The organism is Mucilaginibacter sp., assembly GCF_041663085.1.
In the GTDB taxonomy this organism is placed as follows: Bacteria; Bacteroidota; Bacteroidia; order Sphingobacteriales; family Sphingobacteriaceae; genus Mucilaginibacter.
Window position 1 is genome coordinate 1 of the sequence record NZ_JBAZRC010000080.1, and the last position, 20,829, is coordinate 20,829.

Below are 20,829 nucleotides of genomic sequence, written 5' to 3' on the forward strand. Positions count from 1 at the left end.
CCTCGCCTTTATCGGCACGGAGCAGATCCAATATCATACGGAACAGGGTGGTTTTACCCGCGCCATTATTACCTACAAGGCCAATGCTTTCGCCTTTGTTTATTTGTACATGCGGTACGTTTACTACAGTTACGCCGTTGTAAACTTTTTTCAGGTCTTTAATCTCAATCATGTTATTTATTTCTGAAGCCTTCGGCTATTTTATATCTTTTTGTGTAAAAATCTGCTTCCAGTTTTTTGATCCAAAAGTCGCGGGTTATGATAAATGCTACGCCTATTATTGCCAGTACCGCCAGGCCTACATTGGTATAGCCCATAAATTTAAACGGTAAATAAATTACGTAGGGGAACAATATCAGCGGGAACGACAGCAACAGCTGACTTGCACCTACGCCCTCCCAGTTAAAAGAAGCGCCTTTGCTCAGGTCGATACGTTTATAGTTGCGGTTGGCAAAGTATAGTACAATGGTGGTATTGATGCCCAAATTCCACAGGTACATTACAAAGTGGATAAGCACCGTGCGCCAGCCAAAGTAAGCGTAAGGCGTGGTGAGTATAAACGCCACAGTTGATACGATAGTGAACAGCAGGTATTTCGCTTTTAAAAAATCGGAGAATTTAACCTTGCTCACCAGTATTCCATCAAAATGCGAGGCCTGCCAGCTAAACATAAACTGACCGTAGTTAATAATGAATATGCCCGTCATAAACATACCCACAAAAATTTTAAAGCTTTCGCCCAGTTTGGGGTTCGTGTAAAATATCAGCCCGTAAAACATAAAGAACAAGCCCATAATGAGGGCCGAGCGCGGCCGTTTGTTACGCAGTATCAGCTTTACTTCGTTTGCTACCAAATCGCCTACATGGCCAAAGCGGCTTAGCAATGGTATTTCGGTACTGCTTTTTGCCGATTCCTTTTTAGAGCTAAGCTCTTCTAAATACAGGTTGCCCTTTAAGTAGTAAAAGTTTAGGTAATACATGGCAACAGCAAGTACTACCGGCAGTATCACCAGGTAGGGTTTAGTAATCAGGTTGCCAAAAAACAGGTACGAGATTGCCTTTAACGAATACAGGTGCCATACATAATCGCCACAGGTTGCCAGTGTTAAAACCGCGCCTGCTATTAAAAATATCCAGCCGTTTAAGTTGGCTTTACGTTTAATATATAAGGCCAGGTAATTGTTAAATATAGAATACCCGATGATGGAAACGATGAATACAAGTGTTGTTACCGCGCCAGATACCGGCAGGATTATCTTCAGTATAAACGGTCCGAATATCACTATGGGCCACAAATTAAAGAACGATAACTGGGCAGTTAACGCCAAATAACCAACAACGCTGTTCCGTTTAACCGGCAGGTGCAAATAGGGCTGAACTTTAAGGGTAGGCAGCTCCTGTAACTGTAAGCGCATCAGCAGGTCGAACAGGAAATAGACCAGTACAATGCCACAGAAGGCAACTGTCAAATCCTCTTTAGGGAACATGGCACCAACCAGCTTATCCATAAAAAGCCCGAGGGCTAGTACATACAAAAACAAAATGAAGATGAGGATCCCCATCACCACTTTTACCGCTATACTTTTACCTGTGTTTTTTGAGCGCCAAAAACTTTTAAGCTCGTGATCGAAGAAGGTAGATATCATTTGAATGATCGTGAAAAGTTTAACCTGAGATTAACCAGCGGTTAAGATACTAATATTTATACCTGTCGCCCCAAAGTTTCTTTAGCTTTTCTTTTGATTCATTCTCGCGCGCATTGTTACCAGGCTCATAAATTTTTGTTCCCCTGATGGCTTCGGGTAAAAAATCGAGCTCGGCAAAGTTGCCTTCAAAGCTATGGGCGTATTTGTAGTTTTTGCCATAGCCTATGTTTTTCATCAGTTTGGTTGGCGCATTGCGCAGGTGCAGGGGTACGGGCAGGTCGCCGGTTTGTTTAACCAGGGCAATAGCCGCGCCAATAGCTGTAGTGGCCGAATTACTTTTTGGCGATGTTGCCAAATAAATAACCGTTTGGCTCAATATCAGTTGCGATTCGGGCATACCAATTTTATTGACTGATTCAAAGCAAGCCTGCGCCAGCAATAATGCATTGGGGTTAGCGTTCCCAATATCTTCTGATGCCAGTATCAACATCCGGCGGGCGATGAACAGCGGGTCTTCTCCACCTACTATCATCCGGGCAAGCCAGTATATGGCGCCGTTCGGGTCGCTGCCCCGCATGCTTTTAATAAATGCCGAAATAATATCGTAATGCTGTTCACCGGTTTTATCATACAGGGCCATGTTCTGCTGCACATGCTCCAGCACCACATCGTTGGTCAGTACTATTTTTTTACTGTCGAACGCGTTTACCAGCAGTTCAAAAATATTCAGCAGCTTGCGGGCATCGCCTCCGCTAAGGCGTAGCAGGGCTTCATGTTCTTTTATGATGATGTTCTTCTCTCTCAGTACAATATCTTCTTTTTTAGCTTTCTCCAGCAGGTCGAGCAGGTCCTGCTCTTCCAGCGGTTGCAAAATATATACCTGGCATCGCGACAGCAATGCGGAGATCACCTCGAACGATGGATTTTCTGTAGTAGCGCCAATCAGTGTTACAATACCCCGTTCAACAGCGCCCAGCAGCGAATCCTGCTGCGATTTAGAGAAACGGTGGATCTCGTCAATAAAAAGTATTGGTAATATTTCGCCCTGCTCTTTTAGCAGTGATGCCTTTTCTATCACCTCGCGTACATCTTTAACTCCGGAGTTAATAGCACTTAACGCAAAGAACGGGCGGTATAACGATTGTGATATGATATAAGCCAGCGTAGTTTTACCCACACCCGGCGGCCCCCAAAACAACATGGAAGGCAGTGAGCCACTCTCGATAGCCTTGCGCAAAACAGCGCCCTTGCCAACGAGGTGTTTCTGGCCCACATAATCATCCAATGATTTGGGGCGCATGCGTTCGGCTAATGGCGGCAGGTTGTTCATAAATGTAAAAATCAGAAATAGAAATGCTAAATCCTAAAAAAATTAGTATTTTAATGGGATTTGAACTACTTTGTCATCCTGAGGAACGAAGGATCTATCGGCGAATAGATTCTTCGTTCCTCAGGATGACAACTTGTTTATACTAACAAAACAATGCCACAACAGTTTACCAAAGCTACTTATAACGCCATCTGCGACAAGCTCGCCCAGATGGATGCCGATTTCGCTAACGTTATTCAGCTATATGGCTACCCGCCAATGTGGACAAGGCCCAATACCTTTGAAACCCTGGTACACATTATACTGGAGCAACAGGTATCGTTAGCCTCGGCTTTATCAGCCCTAAATAAACTGCGCGAACGGGTGCAGGAAATTACCCCGGGACGCATCTTACTATTAACTGATGCTGAAATGCGCGAATGTTATTGCAGTCGCCAAAAAACGGCTTACATCAGGTACCTGGCCGAGGCTATCATCAGCGGGCAAATTGATCTTGAAGCTTTTCAGCAAATGGAAGACGCTGACATCCGCGCCCAGTTAACCGCTCTAAAAGGAATCGGCAACTGGACGGTGGATGTTTACCTGATGTTTGTACTACAGCATACCGATGTTTTACCCATCGGCGACCTGGCCATCGTAAATGCTATTAAACGGTTAAAAAGCTTGCCAAAAGAAACGCTTAAAGAGGAATTAGTATTACTGGCCGAACAATGGAAACCTTACCGAACAATAGCAAGTATGTTGTTATGGCATTATTATTTGAGCGACAGGAAGCCAAAGATGTAGAGACGCGAAGTATCGCGTCTCTATAATAAAAAAGCCCGTCTGATTTTTTAGACGGGCTTAAAGCATTTCAAAAGCTCCCCCTTCAGGGGGCTGGGGGGCTAAACGTTAAACAATCCGTTCCGTTCCTGCTCCTGGTAATTTTGTACCGCTTCAATGGCGTTATCAACCACATCGCTTAGTGCGGTAATGAATGTGCCCGGTTGGGCCAGGCTCATGGCGTGTTTAATAGCGTCGATTTCTTTTGGTACCACTTCAAACCGTTTATTAATATCTACAGATTTTATACCGTCTGTTAATAGGCTCAGAATATTTTCTGCAGTGCGGCCACGCAGGTGTTTCTCCTGGCGAAGGATGATATAATCAAACATCTCGGCAGCTATCTTACCAATCTCGCGGATATCATCATCGCGCCTGTCGCCGGTACCGGCTATAATACCGATCTTCAGCGGCGAATCGATATGGCTCAGGAAGGTTTTGATACCGTTATAGCCATCCGGATTATGCGCAAAATCTATCATGAAACGGAAATCTTTGAACTCAAAGATGTTCATCCTGCCCGGCGTTTGTGCTGCCGACGGAATGAAAGTTTCCAGCGACATTTTAATATCCTCGGTTTTAAAGCCGTGTAAGAAGGTAGCCAATGTAGCCGCCATTACGTTATCAATCATAAACGGCACGGTGCCACCAAAGGTAAGCGGGATAAGGATGGTACGCTGCACGCGTATCTTCCAGTCGCCTTTCATAATGGTGATAAAGCCATTCTCGCATACGCAGGCAATACCGCCTTTTTTGCAATGCGCTACAATTACCGGGTTTTTCTCATCCCTGCTAAAATACGCTACATTACAATCGGCCTTTTTGCCAATTTGCACACAGTATTTGTTATCAGCATTAAGCACAGCCCAGCCATCTTTTTTAACCGAGTTGATCACTACGCTTTTTACACGTGCAAGGTCATCAAGGGTATGAATATCGGCCAGGCCCAGGTGGTCTTCCTGTATATTGGTTATAACGCCAATATCGCACCGGCTAAAGCCAAGGCCTGATCGCAGGATACCGCCACGGGCGGTTTCCAACACGGCAAACTCAACCGTTGGGTCTTTTAAAATAAACTCGCTGCTTACCGGGCCGGTAGTATCGCCCTTCAGCATCATATTATTCTGCACGTAAATCCCGTCGCTTGTAGTAAAGCCTACACGCAGGCCATTGTTCTTCACAATATGCGCTATTAAACGCGTGGTGGTTGTTTTGCCGTTGGTGCCGGTTATGGCTATAATAGGGATGCGGGCAGATTTACCCGGCGGGTAAAGCATATCAATAACATGGCCGGCCACGTTACGCGCCAAACCTTCGCTTGGTGCAATGTGCATCCTGAAGCCCGGGGCTGCGTTAACTTCTAATACCACGCCGCCATTTTCGGTAAGTGGCTCAGTAAGGTTTTTGGCCATAATATCAATGCCGCATATATCCAGGCCGATGATCTTGGAAATGCGCTCGCATATAAAAATATTTTCAGGGTGTACATGGTCGGTAACATCAACAGACGTACCACCGGTGCTTAAGTTAGCGGTCGATTTTACAAATATCTTTTCGCCGTTAGCCGGTACAGTTTCTAAGGTATATCCCTTTTTCTCCAGCAAGTCTAAGGTGTCGCGGTCAATATCAATCAGGGTAAGCACATTTTCGTGCCCATATCCACGGCGCGGATCGGCGTTTTCCTTGTCTATCAGTTCCTGAATATTCAGTTCACCGTCGCCAATTATGTGTGCCGGGTCGCGCAGGGCAGCGGCAACCATTTTATTATCTATCACCAGTACCCTAAAATCATAGCCGGTTATGTAGCGCTCTACAATTACACGGCGCGAGATATTCGCAGCAAACTCGTAAGCCGCAATGGCATCTTCAGTTGTATTAATATTGATGCTGATGCCGCGCCCGTGGTTACCGTCAAGCGGTTTGAATACCAGAGGGAAGCCGATACGGTCAATCGCTTCTATCACCTGCTCGGTTTTGCTGATGGTCATGCCCTTGGCAACGGGGATTGCTTGCTCCTGTAAAAGGCGCTTGGTTTCGTCCTTGTTGCTGGCAATATCAACAGCAATACTACTCGTCCTCTCGGTCATGGTAGCGCGGAAACGAACCTGGTTTTTGCCGTACCCCAACTGCACTAACGATTGGTTGTTTAGACGGATCCATGGGATGCGACGGGCAATAGCCTCTTCAACAATAGATCCGGTGCTTGGGCCCAGGCGTGTGTTCTCGCGAATTTCGCGCATGGTTTGTATATCCTTCTCCAGGTCGTATTCGGTACCATCAATAATTGCCTGTACAATATTTACGGCGCTTTCGGCCGCAAACACACCCACTTTTTCTTCCAGGTAAGCAAACACTACGTTGTATGTGCCCGGTGTTTTGGTTTCACGCGTGCGGCCAAAACCGGTATCCATACCCGCAAGGGTTTGTATCTCTAAAGCAACGTGTTCTATCACATGGCCCATCCAGGTACCCGCAATAACACGCTCAAAAAAACCGCCCGGTACACCCGGCGAGCAACGGTGACTGTATAAACTTGGTATCAATTCTTTTAAACGCTCATAAAAACCATCAATGGTATTAGATGGGCGGTCTTCCATTTCCTCCAGGTTTAGCCGCATTTGTATTAACTTTTTGCGGCTAATGCTCCAAATGTTTGGGCCGCGCAGTACTTGTATATTCTCGATCTTCATAAATGCTTCAGGAACTTGATATGGGATAATATCTCTAAAGCTAAAAAACTTATGAATGTTTTGAAATGTTTTAGCCAAAAAAGGCAGTTTTATTAATTAATGTGTTAGTTTTTAATCAATTTTTTTTTAATTTGTATATAACTGATACAAAGATTATGGATGTGCCGAAAGGAAAACTGGTAATAATAGGCGGAGCTGTTGATATGGGTAGTAATGTGAGCGTAGTAGAGCATATTATGCAGCCCAATTACATTAAGTTTTTTGAAAAAGGCATTCTAAAGCGCATTATTAACGAGTCTGAGAAGAAAGAAGGTTCTGTTGTAGAGGTAATTACTACCGCATCGCAAATACCCGAACTTGTTGGCAACGAATACATTAAAGCATTTAACCAGCTTAATGTTACGCATGTTAACGTACTGCATATAAAAAGCCGCGAGCACGCTTCAGACCCGGAGTATTTAGAGCGAATAAGCAAAGCCGATGTGGTGATGTTTAGCGGTGGCGACCAGCTGCGTTTAACCGCAATTTTTGGTGGCACCCAATTTTTGCAGATCCTGAAACAACGTTACCAAAACGAGAATTTTGTTATTGCGGGCACATCTGCCGGTGCCGCGGCGGCTTCAACTCACATGATCTATCGCGGGCAAAGCAACGAAGCCCTTATTAAGGGCGAAGTACAGATAACCGCAGGCCTTGGCTTTATAGATTCGGTTATTGTTGATACGCACTTTGTACAGCGTGGCCGCATTGGCCGTTTATTGTACGCCGTAGCAACCAACCCCGGTATACTGGGTATTGGCCTTGGCGAAGATGCAGGCCTGCTCATAACCGAAGGCTATATGATGGAAGCTATAGGCTCGGGATTAATAATGTTGGTTGATGGCAAGAATATTGTAGAAACCAACGTTTATGATGTAGAGATAGGCGACCCTGTTTCTATAGAGAACTTAAAGGTGCATGTAATGTCGATATTTGATAAATACGATTTGCAGCAGCACCGCATGATCATTAAAAAAGCGATAAAGGTTGAGGAGGACGTTTTTATTAGCGCCCAGGATAGTGATAATAATGATTTACAATGAAGCTGATTATACACGGAGGTTTTTTTAGCGAATCGCTTACAAACCAGGAAGTAAAAAAAGCCAAACAGGATGCCCTGCGAGAAATTGTTACGCTTGGCCACAAATACCTGGAAAGCCATACCGCTGCCCAAACCGTTGTATACACCGTTTGCCTTTTAGAAGATTGCGACCTGTTTAACGCAGGCACCGGCTCACAAATACAAAGCGACGGCAAAATAAGATTAAGCGCCTCCCTGATGGATGGCAAAACCCAAAAGTTTAGCGGTGTTATTAACATTGAGGATGTAAAAAACCCCATTTGCATTGCCGAAAAACTGATGGACTATGACGACCGCGTACTCAGCGGCTTAGGTGCTAATGCATTCGCGGCCAATAACGGCGTAGCCTATTATAACCCCGAAACGCCCCAGCGCCGTAAGGAATACGAAAAAAAGCTAAGCGATTCCATCCGGCTGGGTACAGTAGGCTGTGTAGCGCTTGATATTTATGGCGATATCGCTGCGGCAACCTCAACCGGCGGCAAGGGGTTTGAAATACCGGGCCGTGTGAGCGATTCGGCTACTACTGCCGGCAATTATGCCAACAAATACGCGGGCATATCATGCACCGGCGTAGGTGAAGATATTACCAGCGCATCCGTAGCAACCAAAATTGTTACCCGCGTAACCGACGGTATGCCGCTTTCTACAGCTACAGCAAAAACTTTGGATGAAATGAAACCCTACGATGGCTTTGCCGGAATTATAGGCATAACCAATACCGGCGATATTTACCATGCCGATACCCACCCCTATATGGTTTGGGCCTTGCATGATGGCGAGGTAGAGGTTTTTGAGTAGCCTCTTTTATACTTAGGGTGACATTCATATAGCTTTTTGATGTCAAAAGCTATTTTTACACCTATAGTTAACAAACATGGTTGAGATATTTCAGAATATTCGTAAAATATATGAGTTCAGCATGCCTTGTGAAGACTTGATCAACCATGTCGAGTTTTATTCTCAGTCGGTTTTAGATAGCTCCGTTCAGCATATAAAAGATAAATTTTCATCTGTAAAAATGTTCCCCAGTTGGACGCCTACTTTCTATATTAATCTTGGCGCTCCTTATTATATTGATTTGAAAAATACCCGATACTATGTAAATAAAGAGCAAGATGTTTTGATATTGCGAAACGGGGATGTAACGAGACATAAATTACCTGTTGATAACATATTTACCGTAAAATTCAACCCCGGGGGTTTAGAAGCCGTTTTGGGCATAAATCAGGTTTGTTTTATCGATCAGATCATTAACCTTAATCAAATATTGCCTTGGCAACTACTCCAAAAAATAAAACAGCCAATAAGTTTTGAAGAGCGGGTGATGCATATGGAGTCTTATCTATTGAAAACTTACATTAAGCGAAGCAACCAAGATCATTATGTTAAAATAGTTAATGATTGTATTGGTCAATATCAAGTTGCGGGGATGCAGTTAAAAACCTCTATGATTGCAGAAAAATTATTCATTACTTCTAAAACCATCAATCGTTATTTCAACAGGGTTATCGGCACCCCACCCAAAAAATATTTTTCAATATTGCAGGGAAGAAATGCACTAACGGCTTTCATTAATGATAGAGAACACTTTATCCCTATGGATTATGGCTATTATGATCTGAGCCATTTTCATAAAGGCATTGTAAACTTTACCGGCCAAAGGTTAACAAAGCAATATTTATAAGATGTCCGTTTTTTACTTTCCGCGGTTGCTTACAATCCTTTTCTTTGTATGCAAACAGCGCTTATGAAAACACTTATTATAGCTTTGCTTTTTGCCACAGCGTTTAGTGAAACCCTATACGGCCAAAAGTATAAGCCGATTATTGAGCCTTTTCCCGCAATGGTTAAGGCCGACCCAAGGCTAATTTTAAAAACCGGCTATTTAGTTGTACCCGAAAACAGGAATAAACCGGGCGGACGAAAGGTGAAAATCCCATTTCTATTTGTTCGTAAACCAGATCAGAATCCCCGTACAAACATTTCACTTTATACAACGGGCGGGCCTGGTTACAGTACAACCCTTAATATTGATAGCATCAGTTATAATTCGGGCTTTTTAGCATTTGGTGGCTTTATCGCATTTGATCAGCGTGGAACAAAACGGGCAAAACCCTGCCTGGATTGTATAGGAGTAGCATCGGCCATTAAACGTAGCTACAGAGAAGGAAAAGATTAAGACAGCCTCTTATTAGCTGCCATAATGGAATGCCGAAACAGTTTTACAAAGCAAGGGATCGACTTATCAGCATACAACACCATTGAGAGCGCAGAAGACATGAATGATTTAAGATTAGCCTTAAATGTTGACTCACTCAACTTAGTAGGCATTTCTTACAGTGGGGGTTTGATGCTGACTATGGCACGGATTCATCCGGAAGGGGTTCGTACCCTAATTTTAAACTCCCCTCTACCCGGCTATGTTAATTTTGAAGAACACGCTTTATTTAACATAAATGAAGCCTTGGATCAGGTTTTCAATGATTGCGAAGCAGACTCCCTGTCTTCAAAATATAAAAACTTAAGAACACGCTTCCATCGTTATTTTACCGCTATCAATGGAAAACGTTTTACTATTCCTTACAAAGAAAATGACAGCACTAAAAGCATCAATGTAATTTACACTAAAAACGAGTTGCTTGACGCAGTAATTAACCGGCTGAATTCTCGGCAGGTTAATACAGTAGCGGGTGTCATGATCGATATTATCGAGAACCGCCAGGAAAAATATGTTAAAGAAGTACTCGACGAATATTTTGCCGGCAACGCTGGTATTTCTCTTGGTATGCGTTATTCTGTTTATTGCACAGAACAAATTGCTTATGCCGACCCTGAATTAGAAAAGCAACAGGCTTTGGTACTGCCATGGTTAGCCGGCTACCCGTTTAATAATGTAAACCACGCCATATGCAATTGCTGGCAGGTAACGCCCGAACCAAAAGTTGCAAAACAACCTGTTTACTCCAACATCCCCGCATTGATATCGGCTGGTGATATTGACCCTGATTGCCGGCCATTTTATAACCGTTTAATTAAACGTTATATGCCCAATTGCCAATTAATGATTATACACAACAAAGGGCATGCCCCGGGTTTTACCGTGGAGGGGACAGATTATGTGAAATCTTTCTTAAACAACCCATACCAAAAACTCACGTCTCAATCTAAAAGCGTAATTGTAGAATAAATGGCCACAAATATGTGTTATTAGGCATCAACCACTTATCTATCTTATAACATCTATCTTAGATTTTATGAGATATGCCATGCCCGTATAGATTTATTATTACTGTTTTAATTAATTTAACCGTTGCTCTTGTAAATTAGATGATGTAGGCGGGTTAATTTGCTTAACAATATTCAACCCGATGGCCCGTTAAGATACTTTTCAATTTATGTACTTAAATGTCAGCGTATAACAAGCTGTTTTAAGCTATTGTAAATCAGAAAACTAATTTTTACATTTGCATACCAGTTAATTTAACTATACCCCCGCGAAAGATTTAAATGCGATATATCATCTTAATAATTCTTTGTGCTCTCAACCTTTCGGCATCAGCCCAATGGTGGCGCGGCGACTTTAAAAAGCATACCAGATACCCGCAAATTGCGCAGGTTAAAGACCGGTCATTAAAAAATTACCTGGCGGCAAAACGCCCTCCGTACAATCCAAAAACACTTTCTGCAGCTGTTATCCCGCGCAGCCAATTCAATCTGGAGATCAACGAGCGTATAGTAATGCGCGCAGCACAGCACAATATGCGTTTCCGCGAGTACGCGCAGGCCAGTTACCGTTTTAGCGAGCTGGCAAGGATATATGTGGGCGAGAACCGCCTGTCGGAAGCTAAGTGGTATTACCTGCAAAGCATCCTTATATCAAAACAACAAAGCGATCATCAGCACACCATAAATAACCTGGTAAGCCTGGCCCTTATTAAGGCCGATTTGGGCGATATGACCCAGGCCCATCAGGACTTAACCGAAGCGCGGGACCTGGCACGTAATACCGGCCGTACCCAGGACGTTAAGATGGTAGACGAAAAGATAAAATTCGTGCAAAGCAATAAGGTTTGGTTACCAAAATCAGAGTTGCGTTATGCTGAGGCTGTTGATACCGCTCCAAAATCGAAATAGCACGCTATTTTTGTAACATTTGCGTAAAATGGAGTGTCTATAATAAAACAAACCAAACATTATTGTAATATTGTTATTCAATATATTAGCGGGACGGCTTGGTGGCTGTCTCTTTTTTTATAGGCAAATTAAAAACAGGCACAAGTATTGATGTTTTATTCAGGTCCCGATTTAAATAGTGTAAAAGATATGTTCAAGAAATTATATTTAATGCTGGTTTTAGCGGCTGCTCTTGCCTGCAACGCAGCTCCGTCAAAAATCAACTACAAACACGCAGGCCCTAATGACCTGCAGCCAGACGAACAGCAAGCCGTTGTTTTAAAATATGTAGCCACGCTTATTTCTGATTATAATTACAAAAAGGTACCGATGAACGATTCGGTATCGGCAATTATATATGACCGCTACCTGAAAAAACTAGATGAGAACCACAACTACCTCTTGGCATCTGATGTAAAAGAGTTTGACCAGTTTAAAACCCAGTTTGATGATGATATTAAAGCCGGTAACCTGGCCAATGTATTTTACATGTTCAACGTGTTTCAGAAACGCTATAACGAGTACGTTGCATTCTCTGTAGCCGAACTTGGTAAAAACTTCGATTTTAGCCAAAACGAGACATACACCTACGACCGCGATAAAATGCCGTGGGCAGCATCAGAAACCGACCTGCATAACCTTTGGGCACAGCGCGTAAAATACGACCTGCTTAACCTGAAACTAACCGGCAAAGAACTTGCCGCGAATAAAGAAACACTAAAAAAGCGTTATACCAGCATCTTATCGCAATCAAACAAGCTTTCAAACCAGGATGTTTTTCAGGCGTTTATGGATGCCTTTACCGAAGCTATAGACCCGCATACAAATTACTTTAACCCTGCGCTTGCTGCAAATTTCAATATAGATATGACCCGCTCTTTAGAGGGCATAGGTGCATCGTTACAGGTAGATAATGAATATGTAACCATTAAAGCTGTTACAGCCGGTGGCCCTGCCGATAAAAGCAAACAGGTAAATGTTGATGACCGCATTATTGCGGTTGCCCAGGGTAAAACCGGCGAATTCCAGGATGTTGTTGGCTGGAGGATAGATAACGCCATTGCGCTTATACGTGGTGCAAAAGGCACAACTGTAAGACTCCAGCTTTTAGCAAAAGGCAGCGCGGCCACAGCCAAACCACGTATTGTAGAGTTGGTTCGCGAAAAGATCATCCTAAAAGATATCTCTGCTAAAAAGGAGATCCGTACGTATAACAATAATGGCAAAATAGTTAAGATAGGGGTTATCTCTATCCCGGCGTTTTACCTTGATTTTGCCGATTATAAAGCAGGCAACCCTAACTATAAAAGCACCACCCGCGATGTGAAGCTGATACTTGACACCCTAAAGCGTGAAAACGTTGATGGTGTTGTGATAGATCTTCGCCAAAACGGTGGCGGATCATTAATGGAAGCGGTTGAACTTACCGGCCTTTTTATAAAAACAGGGCCCGTTGTACAGGTAAGGGATTCACGTAACCAGATAGATGTTAATCAGGACGAAGACCCTGCTGTAGCTTATTCGGGCCCATTAGCCATCATGGTTGATAGATTCAGTGCTTCTGCATCAGAGATCTTCTCGGGCGCTATACAAGATTATGGCCGCGGTTTAATATTGGGTACCCAAACCTACGGTAAAGGCTCGGTACAAAACCCTATAGACCTGGATAAAGTTATCGCGCCATCGTTAAAAGATAAATTACTATCCCTGGCCGGTAAAGCAAAAACAGTGGCAACCGGTAGCCAAAACAAGTTTGGCCAGCTTAACTTAACTATCGCAAAGTTTTACCGCATAAACGGCAACTCAACACAGCACAAGGGTGTAATACCCGATATCACATTCCCGTCAATCATCCCGTTGGATAAATATGGCGAGGATACCGAGCCATCTGCAATGCCGTTTGATATGATCGCGAAAAGCGATTATACGCCAGTAGGTAGCTTCGCTAATGTTTTACCTCAGCTTAAAAAGCTGCATGACGACCGTATGGCCGCCAGCCAGAGCTATAAATATTTGCTTCAGGACATCGAAGAGTCAAAGAAACAGTCGGAAGAGATAAGCGTAACACTTAACGAGCAAAAGCTTAAGCAACAGCGCGACGAGGAAGAGAAAAAAGCTTTTGAGCAAAACAATTTGCGCAGGGTCGCTTTAGGCTTACCGGCATTGAAAAAAGGCCAGCCTAAACCAAAAAATGAAGACCTTGATTTCTTACAAAAAGAAGCTGGGCAGATCCTGACGGATTACCTTACACAGGGTAATAAATTAACCAGTGTAAAACCCGCAGGCACTAATTAACATTCTTTTTCAACAAACAAAAAAGGGAAGCGATATATCGCTTCCCTTTTTTGTTTAAGCTCTTTTTGTGCGCCCCCGTATAAATAATTTACATTTCAATGTACAAGTAAGCTAAATTCATGTTTATATTTGTTTTACTAATAATTAGTATGACAACTAAAAAATTCGATAGTTATTCTTACCTGCTCGATCGCACAGCGCGCCGGGTAAAGGGATATGCACAGCAAAGATTCGCAAGTGGTAATTTTGATCTTACTGTTGACCAGTGGCTGATCCTTAAAAGCCTGGATAACGACCGCTACCTAAAACAAAAAGAGCTGGCAGAAATTACAGGCAAGGATAATCCCACGCTAACCCGCATTATTGATTTGCTTTGCAAAAAGGAATTAACCGAGCGCATAACACATAAGGACGACCGCCGGAGCTTCACCGTTCACCTTACCAAAGCCGGTAAAGCCAAGTTGGTTGAACTATCGCCACTGGTTGATGATATCCGGATGAAAGCCTGGCAAAACCTTACCGAGCAGGACTACGAGCAGTTGAAGACCATACTCAACAAGATATACCAAAATTTAGAATCTTAACACCAATGATATGATAACTACAGATATAGGCATCATCGGCGCCGGGCCCACAGGGATGTTTGCCGTTTTTGAAGCCGGCCTCCTTAAAATGCATTGCCATTTAATAGATTCGCTGCCGCAAGCCGGCGGGCAGCTTTCAGAAATATATCCTCAAAAACCCATCTATGATATCCCCGGTTACCCGGCTGTTAACGCGCAGGAACTGGTTGATAAACTATCCGAACAAATAGCACCTTTCCACCCAGGCTATACACTTGGCGAGCGTGTTGAAACCCTGCAAAAGCAAGAAGATGGCACCTGGCTTATCGGCACAAATGAGGGCACCCAGATCAATTGCAAAGTAGTGGTAATAGCAGGCGGCCTGGGCTGCTTTGAGCCGCGCAAACCCGAGGTTGACCGCCTTACCGAATTTGAAGGTAAGGGTGTGATGTACGCCGTACGTAACCCCGAAGTGTTTCGCGATCGTAATATTGTAATTGCTGGTGGCGGCGACTCCGCCTTAGACTGGACCATTTTTTTAGCTAACGTAGCAAAAAAGGTAACCCTTGTACACCGGGGCGATACCTTTAGAGGCGCGCCGGATGCTGCTGAAAAGGTAGCCGAACTGGCCAAAACCGGCGTTATTGATCTTGTCCTTAAATCGCGCGTTGTAGCACTGGATGGCGCGGGGCATTTAGAGCAAATAACGATTACCGGCCCCGATGGGCAAAACAAGCATTTACAGGCCAATAATTTTATCCCGCTGTTTGGCTTGAGTCCGAAATTGGGGCCGATAGAAAACTGGGGACTGAATATTGATAAGGCAGCCATCGAAGTAAACACGTTTGATTACAGCACAAATGTAGAAGGTATTTATGCCATAGGCGATATTAATACCTATCCCGGTAAGCTAAAGTTGATACTATGCGGGTTCCACGAAGCGGCCCTGATGGCGCAGAGTGCATTCAAGCACGTGTACCCCGATCAGCGCCTTACATTTAAGTACACTACCGTTTACGGCATAACAGAACTGGCATGATCACATTTACAGTAGAAGGCAGGGATGGCATACAGTTTCCCGTAGAAATACCCGAAGGCATCAGCCTGAGCCTGATGGAAGTTCTAAAAGGGAGCGATTACCCGATCCTGGCCACCTGCGGCGGAATGGCCCTTTGCGCCACCTGCCGGGTGCAGGTACTTAAAGGATTAGAGCAACTGCCATCGCCCGGCGATGATGAGCTGGATATATTGGATACCCTGCCCTTTGTTGATGAAAGCAGCAGACTATCATGCCAGTTGCGCATAAACGAAAGCCTGGAAGGTTGCCTGTTCCGCATCCCGCAGGAGGATTAACCGTAGAGACGCGATACTTCGCGTCTTTTTTGTTTGGAACAATTTTAACCACAGAGGGCACAAAGAGAAAACACAAAGTACACAGAGGAAAAATCTGAGAGTAGCTCTTAAAATCTCAGTGTTCTCTGTGAAAAACTCCGTGCCCTCTGTGGTTAAAATCCTCAATTGAAACCAATTCCCATTCCGCTGGTTATTAAAACACTATGGCCAAACCATTACTGGAGTTTACAGACAGGGGCATTTACTGCGCACAGGGGAAGTTTTACATTGACCCATGGAAACCTGTGGACGATGCCGTCATCACCCACGCGCATGCCGACCATGCTTATGTGGGCCATCAGAACTACCTGGCGCACCATCTTTCAAAAGAAGTATTGTATTATCGCCTTGGCGAAATAAACCTGCGCACCATCGAATACGGCGAAACCGTAACCAAAAATGGTGTGCAGATCTCTATGTACCCCGCCGGGCATGTCATAGGTTCGGCGCAGATAAGGGTAGAATACAAGGGCGTTGTTTGGGTGGTATCTGGCGACTATAAAACGGATGACGATGGTATCTCCACACCGTTCGAGCCTGTTAAATGCCACCATTTTATTTCTGAGTGTACCTTCGGGATGCCTGTTTATTCGTGGAAACCACAGTCCGAAATTTTTACCGATGTAAACAACTGGTGGCGCAGCAATGTGGAAAACGGCGTGGCTACAGTTATCGTTGGTTACTCTTTGGGCAAGGCGCAGCGTATCCTGCAAAACCTCGACCTGGATATCGGCAAGGTGTACACTCACGGCGTTATCGAAAACACCAACGAGGCGCTGCGCCGAAACGGCGTAATCTTAAACCCTACCGAACGTATCACTTCCGAATCCTCAAAAGAAGAAGTGCGCAAAGGCATTATCATTGCCCCACCATCATCGGTAGGTACGCCATGGATGCGTAAATTTGGCCCGTATAGCTTTGGCTATTGCAGTGGCTGGATGGCCATACGTGGTGCCAAACGCCGCCGCGCTGCCGACAGGGGGTTCATCATGTCTGACCATGCCGATTGGAACGGGCTTGTAAGCGCCATTGATGCCACCAGCTGCGAATGTGTTTATCTTACCCATGGCTATACGGCATCATTCACCAGATATTTAAACGAGATAGGTTTTAACGCCCGCGAGGTACATACCCTTTATGGCGGCGAGGAAGAAGACGCCCGGGTAACCGAGGGCGAAGAGGTAAAAGAAACCGCGCCATCAGGCGATGTAGTAAAGGAGGATGCGCCATGAAAGCATTTGCCCAGCTCTTCCTTTCGTTAGATGAGACCAACAAAACCAACGAAAAAGTTAAGGTACTGAAAGATTATTTTACCAACGTACCCGATACCGATAAAATGCACATGCTTGCCCTGTTCACCGGCAGGCGCCCCAAAAGGCCTGTCAATTCTACACTCATCCGTAACTGGGCCATCGAGGCATCTAATATGCCGCAGTGGCTTTTTGAAGAAAGCTACCACGTAGTGGGCGACCTGGCCGAAACCATGTCGCTTTTAATGCCCGAGAGCCAAAACAGCAGCAGTAAAACTTTAACAGAGTGGATAGCAGAAATAAATGCCCAGGCCGCCCGTACCGAGGAAGAGCGCAAGCTATGGCTGATGGAATCGTGGGCGATGCTGGACAGACAGGAGCGTTTTGTATTTAACAAACTGCTTACGGGCAGCTTCCGCATCGGCGTGTCAAATAACCTGGTGGTAAAAGCCCTGGCAGATATTACAGGCATTGAAGCGCCCGCGCTTACCCATCGTATTATGGGCAGTTGGATGCCCGAGGATTATACGTACGACCAATTAATACAAGAGCAAAATGTGGCCGACAATATTTCCCGCCCGTACCCCTTCTTTTTAGCTTACCCTATTCAGGAAACATCTGAGAAGCGTAAATCGGCAGAAGAGGTAGGCCTTGCCCTTGGAGATGCAGGACAATGGCAGGCCGAGTGGAAATGGGATGGCATCCGTGCGCAGATGATAAAACGTGGCGGCGAAATTTTTATCTGGAGCCGGGGCGAAGACCTGGCTACCGAAAAATTCCCGGAACTGCATCCCTTCCTGAATGCCCTGCCTGATGGCACCGTACTTGATGGCGAGATCCTGGGTTTTCAGAATGGTTTGCCCATGCCCTTTAATGTGTTACAAACCCGCATCGGGCGTAAAAATTTGAGTAAAAAGATTTTGACCGACAGCCCCGTTGCTACCATTGTTTACGATTGCCTTGAATATGCGGGAGAAGATATCCGTTATAAAACACAATCAGAACGGCGGGAGATCCTGGAGAAACTGCAAGGCGAAACAGAGTTCCCGGAAGTGTTCCGTATTTCATCGCTTATTAAATTTAATACCTGGGAAGAACTGGAAACCACCCGCGAGCAATCGCGTGCGATGATAGCAGAGGGTGTAATGCTGAAACGTAAAAGCGCTACCTACCAGGTGGGCCGACGCCGTGGCGACTGGTGGAAATGGAAAATAGACCCGCTATCTGTTGATGCCGTAATGATCTACGCCCAAAAAGGCCATGGCCGCCGTGCCGACCTGTACACTGATTATACCTTTGCCGTTTGGGATGGCGATAAGCTTGTCCCCTTTGCCAAAGCTTACAGCGGCCTTACGGATGCCGAGATAAACAAGGTGGATTATTTTATTAAACGCAACACCTTAGAAAAGTTTGGCCCGGTACGTACCGTAAAACCCGAGCTGGTCTTCGAGATCGGGTTCGAGGGGATCAATAAATCCATGCGGCATAAGTCGGGCATTGCCCTGCGTTTCCCTCGTATCCTGCGCTGGCGGCACGATAAGCCAAAAGAGGAAGCGGATACGTTGGATAGTTTAAAGGATTTGTTAGGGGAGCATGGGGGATGAGGAAGTATACTGCTGTCGCGAGTTTTCAACTCGCGACATTTCATGGCTGCAGCTTTCAGCTGTCGTAAGCTGAAAGCTTACTTTGTGCTGCATCACGAGTTACGCTGCGCTAAACTCGCGACAGCAAAGAGCAGAGAAGTATCGCGCCTCTACCCACGCGTCATTGCGAGCGTAGTACTGAATATCCACCTACATATCTATCAGCAAACTTTCCCCAAACTTTTGCGAAACGGTTTTTTGCTCATTCCCGTCAATACTGATCACCAGCGAGCTATCAAAAGGGATCTTTTCTATCAGCTGAATTTTTGTGCCTATGTTGATATTGAGCTTAATTAAATACTGCAAAAAAGCGCTGGTGGTATCTTTTACCGCGGCAACCCGGCAATGCGCACCGGCTTTAACATCGGCCAGGGTGGTTGAGTAGCGTTTGGGCATTTTGCCGTTGGCTTTGGGTATCGGGTCGCCATGCGGGTCGTACTCGGGGAAACCCAGGAATTTATCAAGGCGATCGGCCAGTGTAGCATCTTTAATGTGTTCCAGCTCTTCGGCAATATCATGGATCTCGTCCCAATGATAATCCAGCTTCTCCAGTAAAAAAACTTCCCATAAACGATGTCGGCGCACTATCAGGGTAGCATCCTTTTGCCCCTGTGCGGTTAGCTCAACGCCTTTCTTTTTATCATAAGCTATCAGCAGCTTATCGGTCAGCTTGCGGATCATATCCACCACCGATGCCGGGTTATTGCCAAGCGATTCGGCAATGGCCGTAGGGGTGATTTTCTGCCCCTTATCCTGCAGGCGGTAAATACATTTCAGGTAGTTCTCTTCCGATAGTGTGTGCATACTCATTTATTGGGTTATACAAACATAAACAAAAATGTATGGTTATAAATAAAATTAGTCAAGACTAATTTTATTTAATAGATTAATAAAATTAATTATTTACGTTTGTACAAAATATACCCATGCGTCAACTACTACTATTTATCCTAACTATATCAACATTAACATCTTCGGCACAAAAAAGCAGCCTGAAAGGTGTGGTAACTGCAAATAACTTACCGCTTGCCTATGCTACAGTTGTGCTTAGCGGGACCAAACACGGCACTACTACAAACGATAAAGGCTTTTACGAAATCAAAAATATCCCCCCCGGCGAATACACCGCGGTGTTCAGCAGCGTAGGTTATTTCGCAGAGCGGATTAAAGTGCCCTTTAGCCCTGGCGAACTCAGAACCCAAAACATCGACCTGAAAGAAAACAGTTCAAAACTGAGCGAGGTAGTGGTAACGGGTGTGTCGCGCGCTACTGAGCTTCGCAGTAACCCGGTCCCTATTGTGGTACTAAGCAAAAAAGATATCGACCAGCATGTGAATAACAATATTATCGATGCCATTGTTAAGGGCATACCGGGCGTAACGGCGGTTACTACCGGGCCAAATATTTCCAAACCCTTTATTCGCGGGTTGGGGTATAACCGGGTGCTTACTTTGTATGATGGCATTCGCCAGGAGGGCCAGCAATGGGGCGATGAGCATGGCATCGAGATTGACCAATACGGCATTGCCCGTGCCGAAGTGATCAAGGGGCCGGCGAGTTTAACCTATGGGTCGGATGCGCTGGCGGGGGTTATCAACCTGATACCCTATATCCCCAACGGGCAGGACGGCAAGCTGAACGGCGATATCATTGCCGATTACCATACCAACAACGGTTTAATAGGTTCCTCGCTGGGTTTATCCTATAAAAAAAACGACTGGAAATATGCCTTCCGCGCTACAGGTAAAATGGCACATAATTATCAAAATAAGGTTGATGGATATGTTTATAACTCTGCGTTCCAGGAGTATATCCTATCGGGAATGGCGCGGGTTGACAAGGGCTGGGGCTATTCGCAATTTGCTGTTACCACCTATGATAACAAACAGGAGATTCCCGATG

At 44.9% G+C, this 20,829-nt stretch carries 19 protein-coding genes; 14 read left to right on the forward strand and 5 right to left on the reverse strand.

Translation table 11 applies throughout. The features are described 5' to 3' along the window. The 3 genes from WC615_RS14580 to WC615_RS14590 all read right to left on the reverse strand — a co-directional run. Nucleotides 1-172 (reverse strand): ATP-binding cassette domain-containing protein (locus tag WC615_RS14580; protein ID WP_372978839.1); only part of this gene is annotated, 172 nt, incomplete at its 3' end. A 1-nt stretch (nucleotide 173) separates the two neighbouring features. After that, the gene (locus WC615_RS14585; protein ID WP_372978821.1) at nucleotides 174-1,646 is read right to left on the reverse strand and encodes a DUF5687 family protein; all 1,473 of its coding nucleotides are present in this window, start codon (nucleotides 1,644-1,646) and stop codon (nucleotides 174-176) included. 49 nt (nucleotides 1,647-1,695) lie between these two features. Continuing rightward, nucleotides 1,696-2,976, reverse strand: a complete 1,281-nt coding sequence (locus tag WC615_RS14590; RefSeq protein WP_372978822.1) for a replication-associated recombination protein A — start codon at nucleotides 2,974-2,976, stop codon at nucleotides 1,696-1,698. Between the two features lie 153 nt (nucleotides 2,977-3,129). Between WC615_RS14590 and WC615_RS14595 the strand changes: the two genes are divergently transcribed. Further along, a complete protein-coding gene (locus WC615_RS14595) occupies nucleotides 3,130-3,762 on the forward strand; it encodes a DNA-3-methyladenine glycosylase (protein ID WP_372978823.1) in 633 nt (210 codons plus the stop codon). A 98-nt stretch (nucleotides 3,763-3,860) separates the two neighbouring features. On the opposite strand, the gene cphA is transcribed toward WC615_RS14595, so the two are convergent. Continuing rightward, nucleotides 3,861-6,488, reverse strand: coding sequence for a cyanophycin synthetase (cphA, locus tag WC615_RS14600; RefSeq protein ID WP_372978824.1), 2,628 nt, complete (start codon nucleotides 6,486-6,488; stop codon nucleotides 3,861-3,863). 155 nt (nucleotides 6,489-6,643) lie between these two features. On the opposite strand from cphA, the gene WC615_RS14605 reads away from it, so the two are divergent. The 12 genes from WC615_RS14605 to WC615_RS14660 all read left to right on the forward strand — a co-directional run bounded on the left by WC615_RS14605 (nucleotide 6,644) and on the right by WC615_RS14660 (nucleotide 18,888). Continuing rightward, nucleotides 6,644-7,570 (forward strand): cyanophycinase, encoded by a 927-nt coding sequence (locus WC615_RS14605; protein WP_372978825.1) that lies wholly within the window; start codon nucleotides 6,644-6,646, stop codon nucleotides 7,568-7,570. Further along, a complete protein-coding gene (locus tag WC615_RS14610; RefSeq protein WP_372978826.1) occupies nucleotides 7,567-8,409 on the forward strand; it encodes an isoaspartyl peptidase/L-asparaginase in 843 nt (280 codons plus the stop codon). The genes WC615_RS14605 and WC615_RS14610 overlap by 4 nt, the downstream gene beginning before the upstream one ends. Before the next feature lie 76 nt (nucleotides 8,410-8,485). Next, nucleotides 8,486-9,295, forward strand: coding sequence for a hypothetical protein (locus WC615_RS14615; RefSeq protein WP_372978827.1), 810 nt, complete (start codon nucleotides 8,486-8,488; stop codon nucleotides 9,293-9,295). A 63-nt stretch (nucleotides 9,296-9,358) separates the two neighbouring features. Then, nucleotides 9,359-9,790 carry a hypothetical protein gene (locus WC615_RS14620; RefSeq protein ID WP_372978828.1) on the forward strand — a complete coding sequence of 144 codons (432 nt, stop codon included), beginning with the start codon at nucleotides 9,359-9,361 and terminating at the stop codon, nucleotides 9,788-9,790. A gap of 24 nt (nucleotides 9,791-9,814) precedes the next feature. After that, the gene (locus WC615_RS14625; protein WP_372978829.1) at nucleotides 9,815-10,798 is read left to right on the forward strand and encodes an alpha/beta fold hydrolase; all 984 of its coding nucleotides are present in this window, start codon (nucleotides 9,815-9,817) and stop codon (nucleotides 10,796-10,798) included. A 320-nt stretch (nucleotides 10,799-11,118) separates the two neighbouring features. Then, complete coding sequence (locus WC615_RS14630; RefSeq protein WP_372978830.1) at nucleotides 11,119-11,745, forward strand: hypothetical protein; 627 nt, start codon at nucleotides 11,119-11,121, stop codon at nucleotides 11,743-11,745. Nucleotides 11,746-11,934: 189 nt separating this feature from the next. Next, a complete protein-coding gene (locus WC615_RS14635) occupies nucleotides 11,935-14,079 on the forward strand; it encodes a carboxy terminal-processing peptidase (protein ID WP_372978831.1) in 2,145 nt (714 codons plus the stop codon). Between the two features lie 149 nt (nucleotides 14,080-14,228). Next, the gene (locus tag WC615_RS14640; RefSeq protein WP_372978832.1) at nucleotides 14,229-14,663 is read left to right on the forward strand and encodes a MarR family winged helix-turn-helix transcriptional regulator; all 435 of its coding nucleotides are present in this window, start codon (nucleotides 14,229-14,231) and stop codon (nucleotides 14,661-14,663) included. 10 nt (nucleotides 14,664-14,673) lie between these two features. Then, nucleotides 14,674-15,681, forward strand: coding sequence for an NAD(P)/FAD-dependent oxidoreductase (locus WC615_RS14645; protein ID WP_372978833.1), 1,008 nt, complete (start codon nucleotides 14,674-14,676; stop codon nucleotides 15,679-15,681). Then, complete coding sequence (locus WC615_RS14650; RefSeq protein WP_372978834.1) at nucleotides 15,678-15,995, forward strand: 2Fe-2S iron-sulfur cluster-binding protein; 318 nt, start codon at nucleotides 15,678-15,680, stop codon at nucleotides 15,993-15,995. Before WC615_RS14645 ends, WC615_RS14650 begins: the two co-directional genes overlap by 4 nt. A gap of 203 nt (nucleotides 15,996-16,198) precedes the next feature. Continuing rightward, nucleotides 16,199-17,266 carry a ligase-associated DNA damage response exonuclease gene (locus WC615_RS14655; protein ID WP_372978835.1) on the forward strand — a complete coding sequence of 356 codons (1,068 nt, stop codon included), beginning with the start codon at nucleotides 16,199-16,201 and terminating at the stop codon, nucleotides 17,264-17,266. Beyond that, nucleotides 17,263-18,888, forward strand: a complete 1,626-nt coding sequence (locus tag WC615_RS14660; RefSeq protein ID WP_372978836.1) for an ATP-dependent DNA ligase — start codon at nucleotides 17,263-17,265, stop codon at nucleotides 18,886-18,888. Before WC615_RS14655 ends, WC615_RS14660 begins: the two co-directional genes overlap by 4 nt. A gap of 189 nt (nucleotides 18,889-19,077) precedes the next feature. Here the strand turns inward: WC615_RS14660 and WC615_RS14665 are convergent, their stop codons facing one another. Beyond that, nucleotides 19,078-19,731: a metal-dependent transcriptional regulator gene (locus tag WC615_RS14665; protein WP_372978837.1), complete on the reverse strand. Its 654-nt coding sequence runs from the start codon at nucleotides 19,729-19,731 to the stop codon at nucleotides 19,078-19,080. 122 nt (nucleotides 19,732-19,853) lie between these two features. On the opposite strand from WC615_RS14665, the gene WC615_RS14670 reads away from it, so the two are divergent. Beyond that, the coding region (locus WC615_RS14670) for a TonB-dependent receptor plug domain-containing protein (protein ID WP_372978838.1) at nucleotides 19,854-20,829 on the forward strand (976 nt) is incomplete at its 3' end.

Bases quoted from the DNA above. Each gene is read 5' to 3' on its own strand.
- cphA (WP_372978824.1), bottom strand. From the start codon at position 6,488: ATGAAGATCGAGAATATACAAGTACTGCGCGGCCCAAACATTTGGAGC.
- WC615_RS14610 (WP_372978826.1), top strand. From the start codon at position 7,567: ATGAAGCTGATTATACACGGAGGTTTTTTTAGCGAATCGCTTACAAAC.
- WC615_RS14605 (WP_372978825.1), top strand. From the start codon at position 6,644: ATGGATGTGCCGAAAGGAAAACTGGTAATAATAGGCGGAGCTGTTGAT.
- WC615_RS14585 (WP_372978821.1), bottom strand. From the start codon at position 1,646: ATGATATCTACCTTCTTCGATCACGAGCTTAAAAGTTTTTGGCGCTCA.
- WC615_RS14620 (WP_372978828.1), top strand. From the start codon at position 9,359: ATGAAAACACTTATTATAGCTTTGCTTTTTGCCACAGCGTTTAGTGAA.
- WC615_RS14645 (WP_372978833.1), top strand. From the start codon at position 14,674: ATGATAACTACAGATATAGGCATCATCGGCGCCGGGCCCACAGGGATG.
- WC615_RS14650 (WP_372978834.1), top strand. From the start codon at position 15,678: ATGATCACATTTACAGTAGAAGGCAGGGATGGCATACAGTTTCCCGTA.
- WC615_RS14630 (WP_372978830.1), top strand. From the start codon at position 11,119: ATGCGATATATCATCTTAATAATTCTTTGTGCTCTCAACCTTTCGGCA.
- WC615_RS14625 (WP_372978829.1), top strand. From the start codon at position 9,815: ATGGAATGCCGAAACAGTTTTACAAAGCAAGGGATCGACTTATCAGCA.
- WC615_RS14595 (WP_372978823.1), top strand. From the start codon at position 3,130: ATGCCACAACAGTTTACCAAAGCTACTTATAACGCCATCTGCGACAAG.
- WC615_RS14590 (WP_372978822.1), bottom strand. From the start codon at position 2,976: ATGAACAACCTGCCGCCATTAGCCGAACGCATGCGCCCCAAATCATTG.
- WC615_RS14660 (WP_372978836.1), top strand. From the start codon at position 17,263: ATGAAAGCATTTGCCCAGCTCTTCCTTTCGTTAGATGAGACCAACAAA.
- WC615_RS14665 (WP_372978837.1), bottom strand. From the start codon at position 19,731: ATGCACACACTATCGGAAGAGAACTACCTGAAATGTATTTACCGCCTG.
- WC615_RS14640 (WP_372978832.1), top strand. From the start codon at position 14,229: ATGACAACTAAAAAATTCGATAGTTATTCTTACCTGCTCGATCGCACA.
- WC615_RS14615 (WP_372978827.1), top strand. From the start codon at position 8,486: ATGGTTGAGATATTTCAGAATATTCGTAAAATATATGAGTTCAGCATG.
- WC615_RS14655 (WP_372978835.1), top strand. From the start codon at position 16,199: ATGGCCAAACCATTACTGGAGTTTACAGACAGGGGCATTTACTGCGCA.
- WC615_RS14635 (WP_372978831.1), top strand. From the start codon at position 11,935: ATGTTCAAGAAATTATATTTAATGCTGGTTTTAGCGGCTGCTCTTGCC.